The organism is Pseudomonas mendocina (assembly GCA_037482215.1).
Lineage (GTDB): Bacteria > Pseudomonadota > Gammaproteobacteria > Pseudomonadales > Pseudomonadaceae > Aquipseudomonas > Aquipseudomonas mendocina_E.
Genome location: CP148074.1, coordinates 3,711,695 through 3,732,610, shown reverse-complemented (window position 1 = coordinate 3,732,610; position 20,916 = coordinate 3,711,695). Strand labels below are relative to the sequence as shown.

Here is a 20,916-nt window from a genome sequence, read left to right as displayed (position 1 = left end):
AAGTGTTCAGATGACATCCGATTCACCTCAACGCTGGCGGTTCTTCCGTGCTGGCGGTTTTGACCAGGTTCAAATTGAAAGCCCCGCCGACCTTGCAGCCTTGCGCGGTTTGGATCAGAAACTCTGGGCCAGCCTGGCCTGTCCGGTCGCCAATCTGGCTCTGGACCGGCGCATGCTGGGTTATATCGACAGCAATAACGATGGCCGTATCCGGGCGCCTGAGCTGCTGGATACTGTCGATTGGACGCTGGCCCGCTTGGCTGATCCTGCTGTGTTGTTCAACAACGCCCCACTGCAGCTGGACTCCCTGAGCCAAAACGAAGAGGGCACGCGCCTGCGTCTGGCGGCACAGCGCTTGCTGGGTGTGCTGGGGCGCAGTGATCAGCAACTGACCAGTGCTGATACTGAGGATCTGGCCCTGCTGTTCCCGCCCCACGAATCCAACGGCGACGGCCTGGTGCCTGCCACGTTGACCGATGATGTCGCTCTGCAAGCAGCCATCGCGGACATCATCGCCTGCCAAGGCGCTGTGGTAGACCGCAGTGGTGAGCAGGCCATTGGCGAAGAGCAAATCACTGCATTCTTTGCCCAAGCTGAAGAACTCAGTGCTTGGCACGCCAGCGCTGCAGCGCTGGGACTGGATGCGTTTGGTGATGACACCGCTGTGGCCGTTGATGCCTTGAGTGCTGTGCGCGAGAAGGTGGATGACTATTTCACCCGTGTCGCCATGGCCTCGTTCGATACCCGCGCCGCTGCGCTGATGGACGGCCAGGAAGAAGAGCTGATTCGTCTGGCCGGTCTGTCTCTGGCTGACAGCAGCCAGGTCGCTGCCTTGCCGCTGGCCAGTATCAAGCATGGTGACAGTTTGCCGTTGAGCAAGGAGCTTAACCCAGCTTGGGCAGACGCCATGGCGGAACTGCGTGAGCGTGTGGTGAAGCCGATTCTGGGGGATCAGGAAACCCTCAGCCGTGAGCAGTGGCAGCGCTTGGTTGCTTTGTGTGGCGATTACCTCAATTGGCAGTCTGGCAAACCACAGGTAGCAATCACTCAAGTGCTGGAGTTGCCGCGCATTCTTGAGTTGGTCGAGCAGGGCGTACAGGCGCAACTGATGGCGCTGGTAGCCCGTGATCTGGAAGTGGCTGAGGCGTCGGATGGCCTGGTCGAACTGGACAAGCTGATCCGCCTGAAAGGTGGCTTAGTTACCCTGCTGCGTAACTTCGTGTCCTTCCAGGATTTCTATGCTCGCCGCGACAAGGCCGTGTTCCAGGCTGGCACGTTGTTTATCGACGGTAAGAGCTGCGATCTGGTGGTAGAAGTGGCGGACATTGAGGCCCACGCCAAAGTGGCGGCGGCCAGTGACAGCTTCTTGCTGTACTGCACCTGCACCCGTCGCGGTGAGCCGGTGCATGGCAAAGAAACCATCAACATCGTTGCTGCGGTTACCGCTGGCACTGAGGGCGATCTGATGGTTGGCCGCCATGGTCTGTTCTACGACCGTGAAGGAAACGACTGGGATGCGGCTGTGGTGAAGGTGATCCAGAACCCGATCAGCATCCGCGAGGCCTTCTGGTCGCCGTATCGCCGTGTGTCGAAAATGGTTTCCGAGCAGATCCAGAAGTTTGCGGCCAGCCGCGATGCGGAAATGGTTGCCAACACCGCCACAAAAGTGGCTGCCACGCCAACTGCTCCGGCAGCAGCGCCGCAAGGCTTCGACATTGCCAAGTTCGCCGGTATCTTCGCCGCCGCAGGTTTGGCGGTTGGTGCGTTGGGTACTGCACTGGCTGCCATGGTCACGGGCGTGCTGTCGCTGCGCTGGTGGCAAATGCCGCTGCTGTTTATCGGCATCATCCTGGCGATTTCCGGCCCATCCATGTTGATGGCTTGGTTCAAACTACGCCGCCGCAGCCTCGGTCCGATTCTGGATGCCAACGGCTGGGCTGTTAACGCCCGCGCCAGCATCAGCATCGGCTTTGGTGCTGTGCTGACTCAACTGGCGGCGTTGCCGGGCGGCAGCGCCCGTTCGCTGCGCGATCCTTATGCCAGTGAGAAACCGCTGTGGCCATGGCTGCTGGCGCTGATCGTCGCTATCGGCCTGCTGGCTGGTGCCTGGTACTACGGCTGCTTCGAACGCCTGCATGTGGTGCCAGAGCCCGCGGTTGCCGAGGCAGAAGCAACACCGGCTGCTGCCGAGTAGCGTAGTCAAAAGCAGGGTGGATGGAGAACAGCATCCACCCTTTTCGAGGTTGAAGCCGCTCCCGCGGTGCTTGTGTGGTTCGTGGGAGTGGCTTTAGCCACGAATTAAAACGGCGGATCAACACTAAAAAACCGGCCACGAAGGCCGGTTTTTTAGTGCGTTGACACTTAGTGGTGTTCGCGGGTGGCGCGGAATTTTATGTCCGGCCAGCGCTCTTCCATTAGGCTCAGGTTGACGCGGGTCGGGGCCAGGTAGGTGAGGTGGCCGCCGCCGTCGATGGCCAGGTTTTCCACGGCCTTGTTGGAGAATTCCTCGAGCTTCTTCTTGTCGTCGCACTCGATCCAGCGGGCAGACCAGACGGTGATCGGCTCGTAGCTGCACTCGACTTTGTATTCTTCTTTAAGGCGGCTGGCGACCACATCGAACTGCAGCACACCAACGGCTCCGAGGATGATGTCGTTGCTGCGCTCAGGGAAGAACACCTGCGTTGCGCCTTCTTCGGCCAACTGTTGCAGGCCCTGGCGCAGTTGCTTGGACTTGAGCGGGTCCTTCAGGCGTACGCGACGGAACAGTTCCGGAGCGAAGTGCGGGATACCGGTGAAGCCGAGGTTTTCGCCTTCGGTAAAGGTGTCGCCGATCTGGATGGTGCCGTGGTTGTGCAGGCCGATGATGTCGCCTGCGTAGGCTTCTTCCAGCATCTCACGCTCACTGGAGAAGAAGGTCAGGGCGTCGCCGATGCGCAGGTCTTTGCCTAAACGCACGTGGCGCATCTTCATGCCTTTTTCGTACTTGCCGGAGCAGATGCGCATAAAGGCAACGCGGTCCCGGTGTTTCGGGTCCATGTTCGCCTGAATCTTGAAGATGAAGCCGGAGAACTTCTCTTCTTGTGGCGCCACGCTGCGCTCGCGGGCTTCACGTGGCAGCGGCATTGGCGACCAGTCGACCACGGCGTCCAGCACTTGGTCCACGCCGAAGTTACCCAGTGCGGTACCGAAGAATACCGGGGTTAGTTGACCGTCGAGGAACTCCTGCTGGTTGAACTCGTGGCAAGCGCCTTGCACCAGTTCCAGCTGTTCGATGAAGTTGTCGTATTGATCGCCCAGGTAGGTGCGCGCTTCATCGGAGTCGAGGCCCTGAATAACGCGGTTTTCGATGCGCTCATGGCCGTGGCCTGGGGTGTAGACGACGATGTAGTCGCCAGCCAAGTGGTACACGCCTTTGAAGTCTTTGTAGCAGCCGATCGGCCAGGTGATCGGGGCGGCTTTGATCTTCAGAACGGCTTCAATTTCGTCGAGCAGCTCAATCGGGTCACGGATGTCGCGGTCGAGTTTGTTGACGAAGCTAACGATGGGCGTGTCGCGCAGGCGGCAAACTTCCATCAGGGCGATGGTACGTGGCTCAACACCTTTACCGCCGTCGAGCACCATTAGGGCGCTGTCCACGGCAGTCAGGGTACGGTAGGTATCTTCCGAGAAGTCTTCGTGGCCGGGGGTGTCGAGCAGGTTGATCATGTGCTCGCGGTAAGGGAACTGCATCACGGACGTGGTAATGGAGATACCGCGCTGCTTTTCCATCTCCATCCAGTCGGAGGTGGCGTGGCGGTCGGACTTACGCGACTTCACCGTACCGGCGACGGCAATGGCTTTGCCCATCAGCAGGAGCTTCTCGGTAATGGTGGTTTTACCGGCGTCGGGGTGAGAAATGATCGCGAACGTGCGGCGCTTGGCGACTTCGGCGGCCTGAATGGTCATGGTTGTATGCCTGGCTGAATCGGTTGCGGGGCGGAATCTGCCCGAAAAGCGCGGGATTATAACGGCAAACGGCCCGCTAAGCCGAGAAGCTGCTGTGCGGTTGTTAAGAGACCGGCCGGTGTTCGATCTTGAACACTAGTCTCAGGCGCGAAATAGCCATGCAGATCGGGGGGTGTTAAGGCGCTTTTTGTGCAGCATTTCGGACGTTTTGTTAAGTATCAAAAACGCTTGAAACCCTTGTGGTTGCTGGCTGTCACGTAGTTGAATTTTTTGATTGATATACAGGGAACATGGCCCTAAAGTTCGCGCCCGAACGTCCATGCTGGAAACGATCCATCCGGCTCAAGTACTGACGACGAGAGGTTATCTGCTTTGTGGATAATTCTCGGCGACATGCCTTGGGAAGTAGGCGAACCAAAGTGGGGAAACGGATTAGGCGTTCGCGGTTCTGAGAAGAACCACCCCTCAACAATTTTCTTTGTTTTGCCACATGGAGTCCCCTCGCATGTCGATTAAGGTCGAAGACTATTACGCACCCGAAACTTTTCAGCGCATGAAGGCGTTTGCCGACACCAAGGAAACCCCCTTTGTGCTGATCGACACCGCCATTATCAGCAAGGCTTACGATGACCTGCGCGCAGGCTTCGAATTCGCCAAGGTGTACTACGCGGTTAAGGCCAATCCGGCGGTCGAGATCATTGACCTGCTTAAGGACAAAGGCTCGAACTTCGATATCGCCTCCATCTATGAGCTGGACAAGGTGATGAGCCGCGGTATCACGGCAGACCGCATCAGCTACGGCAACACCATCAAGAAGGCCAAGGACATCCGTTACTTCTACGAGAAGGGCGTGCGTCTGTTTGCAACCGACTCCGAGGCCGATCTGCGTAACATCGCTAAAGCAGCCCCAGGCTCCAAGGTGTATGTACGCATCCTGACCGAAGGTTCGACCACTGCTGACTGGCCGCTGAGCCGCAAATTCGGCTGCCAGACTGACATGGCTATGGACCTGCTGATCCTCGCTCGCGACCTTGGGCTGGTGCCGTACGGTGTGTCTTTCCACGTGGGATCTCAGCAGCGCGATATTTCTGTGTGGGATGCGGCAATTGCCAAGGTGAAGGTGATCTTTGAGCGTCTGAAAGAAGAAGACGGCATTCACCTGAAACTGATCAATATGGGCGGCGGCTTCCCAGCCAACTACATCACCCGTACCAACAGCCTGGAAACGTATGCGGAAGAGATCATCCGCTTCCTTAAAGAAGACTTCGGTGATGACCTGCCGGAGATCATTCTGGAGCCGGGCCGTTCGCTGATCGCCAACGCTGGCATTCTGGTCAGTGAAGTGGTGCTTGTTGCACGTAAATCCCGCACCGCTGTGGAGCGTTGGGTGTACGTGGATGTGGGTAAGTTCAGCGGTCTGGTGGAAACCACCGATGAGTCCATCAAGTTCCCGATCTGGACCGAGAAGAAAGGGGAAGTGGAAGAGGTGGTGATCGCAGGCCCGACCTGTGACAGTGCCGACATCATGTATGAGAACTACAAGTACGGCCTGCCATTGAATCTGGCAGAAGGTGATCGCCTGTATTGGCTGTCTACCGGTGCGTACACCACTAGCTACAGTGCGGTGGAATTCAATGGTTTCCCGCCGCTGAAGTCTTACTACCTGTGATGCTGTGAATGATTGCAAAGACCCCGCTTCGGCGGGGTTTTTTGTGAGTGATCAATAGCGCAGGGCTGATTCGCTTTGGCTTGAATGTTGGCGTTCAATCGTCAAATTTCACTGGGTGGTCAGATTTTTATTCACGTGCTTGAAATTTTTTACAGAGGGCGTGGTCGGATACCCATCGGCTTCAGCCGATAAATGCCGTGAAATCCCAACGCGGCTGTCAGATGGCGCTGCCCACAAGGCTGTCCATAACTACCCAATAACAATAAAGGGTTGTTTCATGTCCAAAGTCGTCCTCGCTTCACAACTGCCTAAGAATCCCAATGCGTCATTGGCTCCGGGGCTCAAACAACGGCATGTCACCATGCTGTCCATCGCCGGTGTCATTGGTGCTGGCCTGTTTGTCGGATCCGGTCATGCCATTGCCTCAGCCGGTCCCTCCGTTCTCTTGGCTTACTTGATTGCTGGCACGCTGGTTGTGCTGGTCATGCGCATGCTGGGGGAAATGGCGGTGGCCTCGCCAGACACCGGCTCGTTTTCCACTTATGCAGATCGCTCCATAGGCCGCTGGGCCGGTTTTACCATTGGCTGGTTGTACTGGTGGTTCTGGGTGCTGGTTATCCCACTTGAAGCCATTGCGGCGGCGGCCATCCTAAATGCGTGGTTCCCTGCGATTGATACGTGGATATTCGCCCTGGCTGTGACTTTCTTGCTGACCGTCACCAACCTTTTCAGTGTGGCGCGTTATGGCGAGTTCGAGTTCTGGTTCGCATTGCTGAAAGTGATCGCTATCGTCGCCTTTATCGTTCTGGGTGCGTTGGCCATGGCCGGAGGTTTGCCGGATCGTGAAGTCAGTGGCCTGTCGAACCTGATGGCGAGCCATGGCGGCTTTTTCCCGAATGGTTACGCCGCTGTGATCGGTGCGCTGTTGACCACTATGTTCAGCTTTATGGGCACTGAGATTGTCACCATTGCCGCAGCTGAATCAAAAGACCCGGCTAAGCAGATCACCCGTGCGACCAATTCGGTGATCTGGCGGATCGCGCTGTTTTATTTAGTGTCGATCTTTATCGTGATTTCCATCGTGCCGTGGAACGACCCGCAGTTGATGCAAGTTGGCTCTTATCAGCGTGCGCTTGAGTTGTTGAACATCCCACATGCCAAACTGATCGTCGATCTGGTGGTGTTGGTGGCAGTCGCTAGCTGCCTGAACTCTGCGATCTACACCTCATCGCGCATGGTCTTCTCGCTGGCCAAGCGAGGCGATGCTCCGGCTGTGCTCAAACGTACCAACGAAGCCCATGTGCCGCGTGCGGCTGTGCTGGCCAGTACCGCAGTAGGTTTCCTGACCACGATTGCTAACTACTTTGCGCCGGGCGAAGTGTTTACCTTCCTGCTGGCGACCTCCGGAGCGGTGGCACTGCTGGTGTACCTGGTGATTGCAGTGGCCCAGTTGCGCATGCGTAAGCTGCTGATCGCCAGCGGTCAGCCGATTGAGTTTCGTATGTGGCTGTATCCGTGGCTGACCTGGGCGGTGATCGTCTTTATCGTGGTGGCGCTGGGGATCATGTTGTCCATGCCCGCTCACCAGAATGAGGTGATGGCGACCGGTCTGCTGACAGTGCTGATTGTGTGCATCGGCCTGCTTAACGCTAAGCGCAAGCGTCGTATCGAAGAGGGCTTCGAAGCCGTAGCTGTGAGGTAATCGGATGTCGAGCCACTGGTGGGCAGAAGGCTGCCACTGGAGCCTACGCTTATCACTGCAGTTCTGTGGAGCCCAATGGACTGATGCTGCTGAGGCTCTACAGCTATAGACCAACAGTGTCATTAAAGACCCCGCTTCGGCGGGTTTTTTGCTTTGGTAAGTTTAGCTTGAGCCTTTTTCGTTGGCTTTTTGCTGGCGGGCACTTGGCGACCAGTCGAGTGCGTTGACTGAGTTCTCATAGATGAGGCCCACAATCAGGATGGTAATGAAGATGGCTGCACCGATAAAACCAATCCATCCCGTCTCCCTGACTGATACCGCCCACGCCATAAGGAATAATGCTTCAACTTCGAAGATTACAAACAGGATCGCTACTAGGTAGAACTTCACAGAAAAGCGCAGCCTGGCACTTCCGACCGGCAGCATGCCTGACTCAAACGGCTGATTCTTGCTACGGCCCCAAGCCTTGCCACCTAACAGGCTGGATACCCCGATCATAAGTAGGCACAGAAACATTACGCCCAGTATAAAAGCTGCCAGCGGTATGTAGGGGGTGAGGTCACTGATCATTGGCACACCAGCCTCCTGTTTGAAGGGGACCCGTGTGCGGCGCTTCTAAAGCTAGGTCTTTCGGCCAAATGAAAACGGCAGTGCACCAATTATCAGCACGGCCGAAGGCAAAAAGTAGTTTCTGTAACGTTAAGGCTTTGTGTGGTAGAGCGGTGAGATACAGGGCCATTGCGACTTCCGCAGAAGTGAAGGGCCGTCCCTACCATGAGAATGCAGTCTGAGGTCGTCCCCAGCGCTATGTGATGAGCTGTGATCCTATCACCAGGCAGGTTTAGGTCGCAACGAAGCTACTGCTGCCTGATCAATACAAATACGGCGCTAATGCGGCCACTTGAACAGCCGCGCCCGTATTTACGTTGAGCGCGATTTTGACCGCAAAGGAATGGACCAAGGCCATCAATACAAGTCTCGCCGATAGCGCCCTTGCTGTTGCAGAAGGGCCAATTCGGTTTCCCCCAGCAGCCTCTGTAGCAGACTGTGCACATCGTGTCCCATGCCTCGAAGGCTACCGCACAGGTAGATCGCTGCGCCTTGGTTAATCCATTTGCGTAGCTCGTCTGCTGCATCGCGCAGCAGGTGTTGGACATACACTTTGTTTGCTTGATCACGGGAGAAGGCCAGGTCGAGGCGACTCAGGTGACCGTTTGCTGTGTAGCTCAGCAGCTCTTCTCGGCAGAAAAAGTCTGTTGCTTCGCTGCGCTCACCAAACAGCAACCAATTACGGCTGCCGTGTGGGCGTGCGCGAAGATGGGCGCGCAGGCCGGCGAGCCCGGTACCACTGCCGATCAGGATCAATGGCGTTGTGTCTGCCGGGCCATGAAAGGACGGATTGGCGCGAATGCGCAGATCAATCTCGCAACCGATTGGGGCGTGCTCACACAGCCAGCCGGAGCCGATGCCTGGGCGGCCGTCGGGGTAATACATCTGCCGAACCAGCAATTGGATCGCGCCATCAGCAGGCGTTGAGGCAATCGAATATTGGCGCAAGGGCAGGGCGGGTAGAGCTGCCTGCAGTTGCTCGGCGCTGAGGCCGAGATGTTGATCATCCGGGAGCTGACGGCTGAGTAGGGCCTCAAGTAGCGTGCGGCCATCAGGTAATGCTTGGTCAGGCTCCAGGGCCAGCGCTTTCAAGCGTGCATTTAAGGTATTGCGGTTTTGCTGCGGGCTGATTTCCAGCAGGTCACCGGCTTGCCAGTCAGGTAAGGCCTGAGCGGGGCCTAGGCTAACTTCGTAGACTTTGTCGGCTGTGCTTTGCGGGTTAAGGCATGTGCGCTCAAGCAAGGTGAGTGGTTGGAACGGTTCGGTCTGCCAGTGGTTGAAGTCAAAGTTGCCACTGACATAGGCCAGTTGTTGCTGCCATTGGCTCAGGGTAGCAGGGTCGCACTGATCGGCAGTTAAAACTGGGAATAAGCGTTGGGCCTGACGCTTGCTCAAGGCCTCATCAAGGCGCAAGCCGAAGGCACAAAATTGAGTGTATTGACGGTCACCCAGAGCCAGTACGGCGTACTGTAGGTCGTGAAGGTCTGCGTGGGCTTTAAGGCGCTGTTCGAAGTGCGCGCCGCTGTCGGGCGCTTCACCTTCACCGTACGTGCTGACAATAAACAGCACCTGACCTTGCAATGATTCGGGGCGGAGTTGATCCAGTGAGAGCACCTGAGCCGTGCAGCCTGCCGCAATCAACTGTTCAGCGCTTTTTACCGCCAGTTGCTGTGCCTGACCGCTCTGGCTGGCATATACCACGCAAATTGCCCCGTCGATTGGGGCGGCAGCCGGCCTGCGATGACGTAAACCTATCCACAGGCAGAACAGTAAATAGCTAACAACGACCAGGGCAGCACTTGTCTCGCGGGCAGGTTGCAACCACAGCAGGACCAGTGTGGTGCTAATGACGAGTACAAGCAGGAGGTGTTGCAACAGGCGGGATGACGACATGGAATCGCTTCGGTAAAGAAATGGCCGGGCCATATAGCCCGGCCGGATCGTACTTATTGCGGCAGTACTTCGAAAGTAGCGCTGTAGGTCGCGCGGATTTCGGTGGCCGGTTTAACGGCGCCTTCTTTGGCGCTGTATTCGGCTTCCATCCAGTACATGCCTGCGTTAGGCCAAGTGATTTTGATTTTGCCGTCCGCATCGCTGGTGGTTTTGATCTCGCCCAGCTCAGAGCGGTAACGGTTGCCACCGGGGATCACGCTGACTTCGACGCCTTTGGCAGGTTTGCCATCCAGCAACAGTTGGAACTCGGCGGCTTCACCTTCGAACAGGTCGTTCGGATGAGTAATAGGTGCGAGTTCCAGGCCTTTGCCGGTGGTTTTCAGGGCTGTTTCAGTGGGGGCGCCAGAGGTGACGAAGACTTCCATACGGCTGCTGTTCTGGGTGACTTTCAGGCCTTCAGCTTTGGCGGGAACTTCTTTGGCAAAGTCTTCTGCCTTGCCCATCCAACGGCGGTTTTCGCCGTTCTCTTTGTAGCTGGCGAACAAGCCGCTGTTGGCAATGGCCAGTTTGTAGGTGCCTTTTTGCGTCAGGTGCAGGTCGAAGGTGCTGCGGTAGCGGCCGATGCTGCCGTTTTCAGCTTTTGCAGCGCTGCCGTCCGGAGCAATCAGTTGCAGCACAGCTGCCGGGCGTGGGCGCATGCCTGGCGGGCCGCCTGCTGGGGTGTTATCCACATTGCCGATGCCCTGAATACGCAGGGGGAAATGTTCGAAGTAGAAAAGATCGTTGGACACAGCTGCGTCAACAGTGACCCAAGCGTCGTCACCGGAGAGCACGGTGGCGGAAGGCAGCATCCAGGCGCGGTGAGCATTGGCAGTCAGCGGCAAGCATACGGCCAGGGTCAGGGCTGTCCATTTGAGAAGTGGATTCATGGCAGTGTCCTCAGGTTAAGGTTTGAGTGTCAGTTCAATTGCGCCCAGCTCGCTTGAGCCTTTCGCGCTGTTGCTTGCAGCTTTATCTACCGGCCACTGGAACGGTACGCGCAGCAGTTCTCGGCCACCAACTTCGCGCACGGCTTCTACTACAACGCGGTATTCACCGGCGGGCAGGTCTTTGAAGGCTGGGTCTTTATCGCTGAGGCTGAGGCTGTGGGTGCCGACTTTGCGAGTTGCACCACTGACGCCATCTACCGGCATTTCCAGTGCGCGACCGCTGCGGCGCCACCATTGGCGCAAGTCCTTCAGCCATTTCTCGCCTTCGCGATCAGCCATTTTGCCGTCGTACCACACGGCCAGGTTGGCGACGTGGCTCTGGTCTGGGCGCTCCAGCCAGATGGCGACGTAAGGGCGATGGTATTCGGCGACGTCCAGTTGCGGGATTTCGACGGACAGATCCACTTCAGCAGCCAGTGCTGGAGTGGACAGCGCCACGAGTAAGGGAAGCAGGCATTTACGCATGGGGCATCCTTAGTGAATAAACAAAATGGCCAGCAGAACAGGAATAACCAGCCCCAAGCCAACTAAGGGCCAAGTGCTGGGGCGGTTGGGTGCATAGCGCTGCAACAGCAATAAGCCGCTGATGCTGAAGACCACACAAGCCACCGCGAACAGATCGATAAACCAGCTCCAGGCGGTGCCAGTGTTGCGGCCTTTGTGAAGATCATTGAGGTAAGCAATCCAGCCACGGTCGGTGCGCTCGTATTCCAGCTCGCCCGACTCGATATCCAGACTTAACCAGGCGTCGCCACCAGGACGGGGCATGCCGATATAAAGCTCGCCGTCTGACCATTCCGCAGCACGGCCATCCAGGCGAATTGCCAGTTCGCTTTCCAGCCATTGGCGCAGTACGAGTGGCAGGCCTTGGCTAGGCGTTTTTGCTTGCAGTGTGCTCTGTAACTCAGCGGGCAACTGAGCTTGTTTGCTTGTGATCTGTGGTTTGGCTTCGATTTGCCCGGCGTGGTTGAGGGTGATACCGGTGATTGCAAACAACAGCATGCCGACTAGGCACAGCGCAGAGCTGATCCAGTGCCATTGGCGCAACGTGCCGAGCCAGGGGAGTGAGCGCATGATGAATCCAGCAGCTAAAACAAGGACGTGATTCTATAAGTTGCACGGTCTAATTGGGATTAATTTACAAATACTATACGTTCGCAAATTTTCACCCTGAAACAAACAACCCGGCCAGAAGCTGGCCGGGTTGTGGGAGGGCTGATCGTTCAGGTTAGAACGTCAAGTTGGCTGACAGCCACAGGCGGCGGCCTTCTTCAAGAACACCCGTTGTTGACGAGGTGCTTTGAATATAGTCGGTGCCGTATGCGATATCTTTGGTCAAGCTGCCATTTCTTTCATACGTGTAAGTTTCATAGGCTTTGCCTTTAACAAAGTCCTTGTCCAGTAAGTTGTAGATAGTTGCATTTAAAGTAAAATTGTTTGTGGCTTTGTAAGACCCACCAAAGTGCAGAAGTGAATACGCTTTAGTGTTCTTGCCAAGAGTGTCGTAGATAGATTGGTTGGTTGTGTACCGCCCACTATCGTCAGCCAGGTTTTCGTATTTAGAGGTGAATCGAGCGCGCTCACCGCGGTATTCGGTTTTTAACCATAGGTTAAGACGATCATGAGCTTGCCAAGCTAGCTTGATATTGGCCAAGTGTTCAGGGGTGTTTGTCAGGGGTTCCCCTTTGTTATCGCCGCTCTTTTGCTCGCTATCTGTATAGGTGTAATTACCGCTGAGGGTCCAAGCGGGTGCAAAGTTCCAACTAGCAGCAAGTTCGACACCTTGAGTGATGGCCTCGTCAATGTTGATCTGTTGCGAGTACTCACCATCAGGAATGATAGGGTCGCCTGAGATCGTGACTGGATCACCTGAAGCTATCTTGTCTTTAAATTTGTTGTGGAAGAATGTGACGTTTGCGTTAAAACCATTGAGGTTGTCGAAGTATGCGCCAATCTCACTGCTGGTTGTGGTCTCTGGTTCTAAGTCAGGGCTACCGATGGTGATGACCCGACCTTGGCTGGTGGCTCCATTGATACCAGCGTGCAGGTCATTAAGATCCGGTGTCTTGTAACCTCGGCTGACACCGCCTTTCAAAGTCCAGTTTTCGGTAGTATTCCAAACCAGATATGCGCGCGGGCTTACATGGCCGCCAAAGGACTCATGATCGTCATATCGCGCACCTAAAGTAAGAGCGAGATTGTCAGTCAACCGCCATTCATCTTCTGCGAAAGCCGCCCAGGTTTTTTGCTCAAAATCTGTTTGGGCAATGCCGTCGGTCATCTCGGCTTTCCACCACTGGCCACCAACCGTGGCGATATGGTCTTCTCCAATTGGAGCTACTAACTTGGAGTCTAGGACTAGATTGGTGGTCTCCAGCTCACGCTTGTCACCTGTGATGGCACCAGGGACAGCAGTAGGATTTCCAATGGTAGTACCAGGAATGGTGCGGCCCTTAGTTTCGGTTGTGTTTTGCATGAGACTGGACTCAAGCGTTCCGAAATCAAAGCGCGCAGTATGTGTTAAGGCAACTTGCTCGCGCTCGAAGCGCAGTTCATCCTCGTAGCCTGCAGCGGCGGTACTGATGTTAGTGCAGGTGCTGTCTAAACCATCAAGTGTTCCCAACTGACACTCGTCGTTGTTGTAGCGTTGACGGCCGCGTTCGATATCCAGTGCGAAATCATGATCATCGTGTGGGGTGAGGGTTAGACGTGCACCTAGATTATTGTTATCACCTTCAACAGGCGAAGGGCCTCTTTTGCTAACGTCGACACCATTGCCATAACTGAGCTCTGACTCTTCACGTTTGAACAGACTGCCCCGCACCTGCAGACCTAGAAGATTTTTAATCAAAGGGCCACTGGCATAGATACTCGTGTTGCTAGTATCTCCGAAGTCCCTTTCTTCTTGGAACGTGTGGTCGAGGGTTACTGAGCCACTCCACTCATCTGCGACTTTTTTGGTGATGATGTTAATAACACCACCCATAGCATCCGACCCATAAAGCGTCGACATCGGGCCACGGATAACTTCAATGCGCTCGATAGCGCTTATAGGAGGCATGAAGCTGGTGCGAGTTTCGTTGAAGCCGTTCGGCGTAACATTCCCAGCTGCGTTCTGACGGCGGCCGTCAATAAGGATTAGGGTGTATTCGCTGGGCATGCCACGAATGCTGATATTTAGACCACCAGTTTTACCGGTGCCTTGGCCAATATCGATGCCCTCAACGTCTCCCAGCGCCTGGGCTAGGTTGTTGTAACGCTTTTGAAGCAGGTCTTCCTGGCTGATAACGCTAATGCTGGCTGGGGCTTCGGTGATTTTTTGTTCGAAACCCGATGCGCTGACGACAACGTTATCCAAAGTAAGGGCTTCTTCAGCGTGGGAGTAGGCTGCAAAAGTCCCGGTTAGGGCAATGGCGCTAGCGAGCAGTGAGCGTTTGTAATGTGTTGGCATGAATGGTTGGCTCTTGCATCTGTGTAAGTTTTGTATTGGTTCATGATAATTGTTCGCAAATGATGATCAATGATGAATGGGGCGAGTGTGAACGTTGATGCAAGGTGAAAGTTGTGGAACGCAAGTCCGGTAAGGGTTTGAAACAAAACGGCAAAGTGTAAGTGAATGTTTCTGTATCGCGTTGGCAAGTCGTAGAGCGTTTTTAGCTGACGGATCACTTGCACTAGGCGGCCACTTGTTTAAGCATGCCGACATGAAAAAGATCCTTCTCAATTGCGACATGGGCGAAAGCTTCGGCGCATGGAAAATGGGCGATGACGCCCTGGCGATGCCACTGGTGGATCAGGCTAATCTGGCTTGTGGCTATCACGCGGGTGACCCGCTGACCATGCAGCGTTCGGTGGCCCTAGCCGTGAAGCATGGGGCTAGCATCGGCGCCCACCCGGCTTATCCCGACCTCCAGGGCTTTGGCCGTCGCCACATCAGTTGCTCACCTGAAGAAGTCACCGCGCTGGTGCTTTACCAATTAGGCGCGCTTGAGGCCTTTTGTAAGGCCGCAGGTACTCAGGTGGCTTACGTCAAGCCGCATGGTGCTCTGTACAACGATTTGGTACGGGATGATGCGCTGTTCAATGCTGTGCTGGCGGCTTGCAGAGCCTTTCGCCAAGGGCTGCCTTTAATGGTGCTGGCGCTGGCGGATAACCGGCGTGAGCAGCAACTGGCTGAGGCCGCAGGCGTGCCTTTGTTGTTCGAAGCGTTTGCTGATCGCGCGTATTTACCTGACGGCCAGCTTGCGCCACGACGTCTGGAAGGTGCAGTGCATAAAGACTCGCAGCGCATACTGGAGCAGGCCTTGCTCATTGCTCAGGGCGCTCCTTTTGTTGATATCAACGGGAATCCACTGCAATTGCATGCTGATAGCCTCTGCGTGCACGGCGACAATGCCGAATCGCTGGCGGTGTTGCGGCGTTTGCGGGCTAGTTTGGACAGCCTGTGATACGCATTGAACCAGCAGGTGCCGAAGCGCTGTTGTTGGTGTTGGCTGAGCAGCCGGATGAGCAATTGCCGCTGCGCATTGCCCGCCTGGCTGACCGCATCAAAGGTGAGCTGGGAGCGCTGCTGACCGATATGGTGGCGGGTTGGACAAGCCTGCTATTGCACTACGATTTGATGCGTACGGATCACCATCAGCTCAGTCTTTTGTTGCAGCCGATTATTGAGCGTTGGCGAGTTGAGCCTTTGGCCAGCTATCACGCCCGCGTGCATGAAATCCCGATTTTTTATAACGGCGAAGACCTGCATGAAGTGGCGCGGTTGTGTCAGCTCACGACAGAGCAGGTCGTCAGCCTACACAGCCAGCCGTTGTACAACGTGGGCGCCATTGGTTTTGCACCGGGCTTTGCTTACCTCGGCACGCTGGATGCGCGGCTGGCGCTACCGCGTCGCAGTACACCGAGGTTGTCTGTACCGGCTGGTAGCCTGGCAATTGCTGAACGGCAGACGGCAATTTATCCACAACGCTCTCCAGGTGGCTGGCATCTGCTGGGGTGCTGTCCGTGGGCGCTGTTCGATGTGACACAAACACCACCTTGCCCGCTGGCGCTAGGCGATCAGGTGCGTTTTCTGCCGATTGATGAGAGCACCTTTATCCGTGAAGGCGGTAAGTTGTGAGCGGGCTACGGGTGATCAAATCTGGCGCGCAGAGCCTGCTTCAGGACGCAGGGCGTTCCGGCTGGCAACATCTGGGGGTGTCTCCGGGCGGGGCAATGGATATACATGCGGCAGCATGGGCCAATCGCCTGCTGGCCAATCAGTGGGGTACACCGCTGCTGGAAATTGCTTTAGGCGGCCTTGAGCTTGAGGCGGAAGTAGACACCTGGATCAGCCTGACTGGCGCTGAGCTGGATGTGTATTTAGATGATCAGTTGCAGCTGATGTGGAGCCGCTTTCCTGTGAGACGTGGGCAGCGTTTGCGCTTGGGCTTTGCCAGAACCGGGCAGCGCGCTTATCTGGCAGTCGCCGGTGGTTTTCAGGTTATGCCGGTGCTGGGCAGTATCAGCGTGCACCGGCGGGAAGGGCTGGGCGGGCTTTCAGGTGCTGGGCTGGCTTTGCAAAGCGGGGATTTACTGCCTTGTACCGTCGCCGAACTGAGTGGCAGAGTCTCGGTGCCCTCAGCTTATCGCCCAGACTATCGAGCTCCAGCGCAGCTGCGAGTGATGCTGGGGATGGATGCTGCGGATTTTGCGCCGGAGCAGGTCGAGCAGTTTTTCTCTCAAGGCTGGCAACTCAGCCCGCAGTCGGATCGCATGGGCGCGCGCCTGTTAGGGCAGCCTATTGAGGCGCCTAAGCGGCAGTGGTCGGCAGGTGTTGGCCGTGGTGTTATTCAGGTGCCGCCGGATGGTCTGCCGATTATTTTGCAGGCGGATCATCAGACCATGGGCGGTTATCCGGTGTTGGGGTGGGTGCATCCACTGGATTTAAACCGGCTCGCTCAGTGCCCGGCGCATCACGAGATGCGCTTCGCTCGGGTCAGCCCGGAACAAGCTCAGGCTGACCTGCGAGCGTTTTATCGCTTCTTTAAGCGTTGATCAGTTGCGCCCGGCCTTGCGTTTGCGCAGTAAGGCCGCGGCCAAAAGCAGCAGAGAGACAGCAAACACCGGCCATCCACGCCATTGCAGATAAGGCGTAAGACCCTGCATGGGCTGCACTTCGCCGTACAGGATGGCCTGTTCAAACTGCGGAACGCTTTCTGTGATCTTGCCTTGCGGGTCGATCAGCGCGGTCACGCCGTTGTTGGTGGCGCGGATCATCCAGCGTCCGGCCTCAAGCGCGCGCATTTGGGCCATTTGCAGGTGTTGTAACGGGCCGAGTGAGCGGCCAAACCATGTGTCGTTGCTGATGGTGAGCAACAGGTCGCTGCGTGCAGCTTGTTCGGCGGCAAACTCTGGGTAGACCACTTCGTAGCAAATCAGGGCGGCTACATCTTGGCCCTTGGCCTGCAAGTGCTGCTGATTGGCCGGGCCGCGGGCGAAGTCGGACATGGGCAGGTCGAAGAAGGCAATCAGGCCGCGCAGCATTTCTTGCAGGGGCACATATTCCCCAAAGGGCACCAGCTTCTGCTTCAGGTAGTCACCACGGCCTTGGCCCACAACCGTTATGCCGTTGTAGTAGCGCAGCTCGCCATGTTCGTTATTTTTGCGGATCGGCACCCCAGTGATTAACGCTGCATCACGGCCTTTGGCAAAGTCATCGAGCATTTGCAGGAAGTCGGTGGCGCGGTCTTTCATGACGGGGACGGCGGTCTCCGGCCAGATGATTAGGTCAGTGGGTTTGGCATTGAATGTCAGGTCGCGATACAGGCGCAGTTGGGCGTTGAGCTGCTGTGGGTCCCACTTCAGGTTTTGTTCGATATTGCCCTGCACGGCTGTCACGCTCAGGGCCTGTCCTTTGGCAGAGGTCCATTCGTGGCCTTTAAAGGCAATGCCGCTGATCCATACGGCACCCATCAGCACTAGGCTTGCAGCCATGGCTGTGCGTTTCGCGAGGATTGCTTTGCAGCTAGCCAGTAGCGCTGCTGTTAAGGCCAAGGTGAACGAGATCAGCCAGACCCCGCCGAGTGGGGCGAGCCCGGCGAGTGGCCCATCCAGTTGGCTGTAGCCTACAAAGAGCCAGGGAAAACCGGTAAAGATCCAACTACGCAGTGCTTCTTGCGCCAGCCAGAGCGCTGCAAAGGTTAGGGCGTTGCCTAAGGGGGCGTCGTTAAGGCGAAGCCAGCGCGCCCATATCCACCCTAAAAGTGCGAAGAACAGACCAAGGCCCGCCACAAACAGCAATGTCAGAAAGCCTGCAAGTGCCGGAGAGGCGGCGCCGTAATCATGGATGCTGACGTAGACCCAGCTGGTACCTGCCAGGAATAGACCGAAGCCGTAGGCCCAGCCGCGCAGGCTGGCCTGACGTGGGTTAAGGTCGCGCAGGCTCAGGTAAAACAGCCCGATCGACACCAGAGCCAGCGGCCAAAGATCGTAAGGGGCAAGAGCGAGTGGAGTAATAGCGCCCGCCAATAGGGCGATCAAGTGGCCAGGCCAGCCAGCTCGGGTTATCCAGTGCATCGGATGCTGTTCCTTGGATTTAAAGTGGCGAAAGGGTAGAGCGGATTCCTGATCGGGGGAAGGCTTATAAACAAACAGGCCACCCGTTGCGGGTGGCCTGAGTTGATCACTGCTTGACTGGGGTCAAGCGCAGCAGGTGGATGCGTCGGCTGTCGGCATTGACCACGCGGAATCGGCATTCACCAATCTCAGTGACCTCATTGCGCTTAGGCAAGCGACCAAATGCACCCATGACCAGGCCGCCGACAGTGTCAAACTCGTCGTCGGAAAACTCGCTGTCAAAGGCTTCATTAAAGTGGTCGATCGGCGTCAAGGCTTTGATCAAGAAGTCGCCGGAGGGCAACGGCTTGATGTAGCTGTTTTCCTCAATGTCGTGTTCGTCTTCAATGTCACCAACGATCTGCTCCAGAACGTCTTCGATGGTAACCAGACCGGCTACTCCACCGTATTCATCAATCACCACCGCCATGTGGTTGTGATTGGCGCGAAACTCACGCAGCAGCACGTTAAGTCGTTTGGACTCGGGGACAAACGTGACTGGTCGCAGCAGGTCAGTGATATTGAATGTCGATTGATCCTCTTGGAGGATCAGGGGCAGCAGGTCTTTAGCCAGCAGAATGCCCTGTACGTCATCCAGGTTTTCGCCGAAAACCGGGAAGCGCGAGTGGGCGGATTCGATGATCGAAGGCAGGAACTCTTTTGGAGTTTGCTCGGACTTGATGCTGATCATCTGCGAACGCGGAACCATGATGTCGCGAACCTGTAGGTCGGCTACTTGGATGGCGCCTTCGACAATGGCCAGTGCTTCGCTGTCGAGCAGATTGTTCTGGTGGGCGTCGCGCAGGACTTCCAGCAGCTCCTTGCGGTTTTTCGGCTCATGAGCAAAAGCCTGGGTCAGCTTATTCAACCAGGACTTATGCTCGTTGCTCGATCGGTCTTCGCTCATGATGGGGTACTCAGGGACCTTCTGTGTTGGGGTTAATGATCGTCATAAGGGTCGGGATGACCCAATTCAGCCAGCAATTCGCGTTCCAGCGCTTCCATTTCCTCGGCTTCATCGTCTTCTATGTGGTCGTAGCCGAGTAAATGCAAGCAGCCGTGGATAACTAAGTGTGCCCAGTGCGCTTGCAATTGTTTGCCCTGTTCCTGTGCTTCGCGCCCCACAACAGGGACGCAGATGACCAAGTCGCCGAGCAGTGGGATATCCAGCAGCTCGTCCGGTACATCGGCAGGGAAGGATAGGACGTTGGTTGCGTAATCTTTATGACGCCAAGTGTGATTGAGTTCACGGCCTTCCGCTTCGTCGACCAAGCGGATGGTCAGCTCAGAGTCACCTTTGCGTTGGCGCAGGGCAAGTTCGCACCACGCACGGAAATCAGCTTCAGCGGGCAAGTTGTTGCCTTGGCTGGCGATCTGTAAATCCAGCTCAATCATGGCTGTTGCCCTGTGTGTGGGCTGGCTTGCCGCCGCTGCGTTCATCAAAACGGTCGTAGGCCTCAACAATGCGCTGCACCAGTGGGTGGCGTACCACGTCCTTCGGTTTGAAGTGGGTGAAGCTGATGCCTGGCACGTCGCGTAGCACTTCAATCACGTGGGTCAGGCCGCTCTTGGTGCCGCGCGGCAAGTCGACCTGGGTGATATCGCCGGTGATAACGGCTGTGGAGCCAAAGCCAATCCGGGTCAGGAACATTTTCATCTGTTCCATGGTGGTGTTCTGGCTTTCGTCGAGAATGATGAAGCTGTTGTTCAAGGTACGGCCGCGCATATAGGCCAGCGGCGCAACTTCGATTACTTGCTTCTCGATCAGCTTGGCAACTTGCTCAAAGCCGAGCATTTCGTACAGGGCGTCATACAGCGGGCGCAAGTATGGGTCGATCTTCTGGCTTAGGTCGCCAGGTAGGAAGCCGAGCTTCTCGCCTGCTTCAACCGCAGGGCGTACCAGCAGGATGCGGCGGATTTGCTCGCGTTCCAGGGCGTCAACGGCGCAGGCAACGGCCAGGTACGTCTTACCTGTACCGGCTGGACCGATGCCGAAGTTGATGTCGTGATCGAGGATGGATTTAACGTAGCGCTGCTGGTTGGCACCGCGTGGGCGGATCATGCCTTTACGGGTACGCAGGGCGATATTCAGATCGGTGGTCGGGTTGACCAGCTCCTCGACGCCAGACTCCTGCAGGAACAGATGCACCATTTCCGGCGAAAGCTCAGCATTTTGCGCTTCACGGTACAGGCGGCGCAGGAGCTGTTCAGCGGAGTTGGTTTTTTCGGCAGCACCAACCAGCTCGAACTGGTTGCCGCGGTTGCGGATTTCGATGCCGATGCGCTGTTCGATCAGGCGCAGGTGCTCGTCAAATTGGCCGCACAGGTTGGCAAAGCGGCGAGCTTCAAAGGGTTCGAGGATGAAACGACGAGGTTCTATAGGTGCGTTCAAGGTCGTTAAATGGCCGCCAGTCGGCAGAAAGAATAAGGTGAAAGCATAGCGCTAGCTGTCAGCAGTTGGAAGCGTGACGGTCGGCGCCCGTCTTGTACCCCGTGTGGGGGCATCTCAG

Annotated in this window: 17 protein-coding genes; 6 read left to right on the top strand and 11 right to left on the bottom strand. The window is 56.4% G+C overall.

Going from position 1 to position 20,916, the window contains the following annotated elements:
• Window positions 1-10 precede the first annotated feature (10 nt).
• On the top strand, window positions 11-2,194 hold the full coding sequence (locus WG219_17405; protein WXL25063.1) for a hypothetical protein: 2,184 nt from the start codon (window positions 11-13) through the stop codon (window positions 2,192-2,194).
• A gap of 167 nt (window positions 2,195-2,361) precedes the next feature.
• Here the strand turns inward: WG219_17405 and WG219_17400 are convergent, their stop codons facing one another.
• Window positions 2,362-3,945: a peptide chain release factor 3 gene (locus tag WG219_17400; GenBank protein WXL25062.1), complete on the bottom strand. Its 1,584-nt coding sequence runs from the start codon at window positions 3,943-3,945 to the stop codon at window positions 2,362-2,364.
• Window positions 3,946-4,450: 505 nt separating this feature from the next.
• Between WG219_17400 and WG219_17395 the strand changes: the two genes are divergently transcribed.
• Together WG219_17395 and gabP are read left to right on the top strand one after the other, a co-directional pair.
• The gene (locus WG219_17395) at window positions 4,451-5,614 is read left to right on the top strand and encodes a type III PLP-dependent enzyme (GenBank protein ID WXL25061.1); all 1,164 of its coding nucleotides are present in this window, start codon (window positions 4,451-4,453) and stop codon (window positions 5,612-5,614) included.
• A 277-nt stretch (window positions 5,615-5,891) separates the two neighbouring features.
• Entirely contained in the window at window positions 5,892-7,316 is a 1,425-nt protein-coding gene (gene gabP, locus WG219_17390) for a GABA permease (protein WXL25060.1), read from the top strand.
• Window positions 7,317-7,478: 162 nt separating this feature from the next.
• Here gabP and WG219_17385 read toward each other — a convergent pair whose 3' ends face one another.
• From WG219_17385 to WG219_17360, 6 genes are all read right to left on the bottom strand, one after another.
• Entirely contained in the window at window positions 7,479-7,886 is a 408-nt protein-coding gene (locus WG219_17385) for an NADH-quinone oxidoreductase subunit A (protein ID WXL25059.1), read from the bottom strand.
• Window positions 7,887-8,282: 396 nt separating this feature from the next.
• Entirely contained in the window at window positions 8,283-9,818 is a 1,536-nt protein-coding gene (locus tag WG219_17380) for a flavodoxin domain-containing protein (protein WXL25058.1), read from the bottom strand.
• Window positions 9,819-9,871: 53 nt separating this feature from the next.
• Window positions 9,872-10,747 (bottom strand): DUF4198 domain-containing protein, encoded by an 876-nt coding sequence (locus WG219_17375; protein ID WXL25057.1) that lies wholly within the window; start codon window positions 10,745-10,747, stop codon window positions 9,872-9,874.
• Window positions 10,748-10,762: 15 nt separating this feature from the next.
• Window positions 10,763-11,272 carry a DUF2271 domain-containing protein gene (locus WG219_17370; protein WXL25056.1) on the bottom strand — a complete coding sequence of 170 codons (510 nt, stop codon included), beginning with the start codon at window positions 11,270-11,272 and terminating at the stop codon, window positions 10,763-10,765.
• A gap of 9 nt (window positions 11,273-11,281) precedes the next feature.
• Window positions 11,282-11,881: a PepSY-associated TM helix domain-containing protein gene (locus tag WG219_17365; protein WXL25055.1), complete on the bottom strand. Its 600-nt coding sequence runs from the start codon at window positions 11,879-11,881 to the stop codon at window positions 11,282-11,284.
• Between the two features lie 154 nt (window positions 11,882-12,035).
• On the bottom strand, window positions 12,036-14,258 hold the full coding sequence (locus WG219_17360; protein WXL25054.1) for a TonB-dependent receptor: 2,223 nt from the start codon (window positions 14,256-14,258) through the stop codon (window positions 12,036-12,038).
• A gap of 253 nt (window positions 14,259-14,511) precedes the next feature.
• Between WG219_17360 and WG219_17355 the strand changes: the two genes are divergently transcribed.
• From WG219_17355 to WG219_17345, 3 genes are read left to right on the top strand one after another with little or no spacing between them, the layout of a single operon-like run.
• The gene (locus WG219_17355; protein ID WXL25053.1) at window positions 14,512-15,255 is read left to right on the top strand and encodes a 5-oxoprolinase subunit PxpA; all 744 of its coding nucleotides are present in this window, start codon (window positions 14,512-14,514) and stop codon (window positions 15,253-15,255) included.
• Window positions 15,252-15,929: a 5-oxoprolinase subunit PxpB gene (gene pxpB, locus WG219_17350; protein ID WXL25052.1), complete on the top strand. Its 678-nt coding sequence runs from the start codon at window positions 15,252-15,254 to the stop codon at window positions 15,927-15,929. Before WG219_17355 ends, pxpB begins: the two co-directional genes overlap by 4 nt.
• Complete coding sequence (locus WG219_17345; protein WXL25051.1) at window positions 15,926-16,846, top strand: biotin-dependent carboxyltransferase family protein; 921 nt, start codon at window positions 15,926-15,928, stop codon at window positions 16,844-16,846. Before pxpB ends, WG219_17345 begins: the two co-directional genes overlap by 4 nt.
• Here WG219_17345 and lnt read toward each other — a convergent pair whose 3' ends face one another.
• The 4 genes from lnt to WG219_17325 form a co-directional block, all read right to left on the bottom strand.
• Window positions 16,847-18,367 carry an apolipoprotein N-acyltransferase gene (gene lnt, locus WG219_17340; GenBank protein WXL25050.1) on the bottom strand — a complete coding sequence of 507 codons (1,521 nt, stop codon included), beginning with the start codon at window positions 18,365-18,367 and terminating at the stop codon, window positions 16,847-16,849. It lies immediately after the preceding gene.
• A gap of 106 nt (window positions 18,368-18,473) precedes the next feature.
• Entirely contained in the window at window positions 18,474-19,313 is an 840-nt protein-coding gene (locus WG219_17335; GenBank protein ID WXL25049.1) for an HlyC/CorC family transporter, read from the bottom strand.
• 32 nt (window positions 19,314-19,345) lie between these two features.
• Window positions 19,346-19,801: an rRNA maturation RNase YbeY gene (gene ybeY, locus WG219_17330; protein ID WXL25048.1), complete on the bottom strand. Its 456-nt coding sequence runs from the start codon at window positions 19,799-19,801 to the stop codon at window positions 19,346-19,348.
• Window positions 19,794-20,798, bottom strand: coding sequence for a PhoH family protein (locus tag WG219_17325; protein ID WXL25047.1), 1,005 nt, complete (start codon window positions 20,796-20,798; stop codon window positions 19,794-19,796). Before WG219_17325 ends, ybeY begins: the two co-directional genes overlap by 8 nt.
• Between the last annotated feature and the right edge of the window lie 118 nt (window positions 20,799-20,916).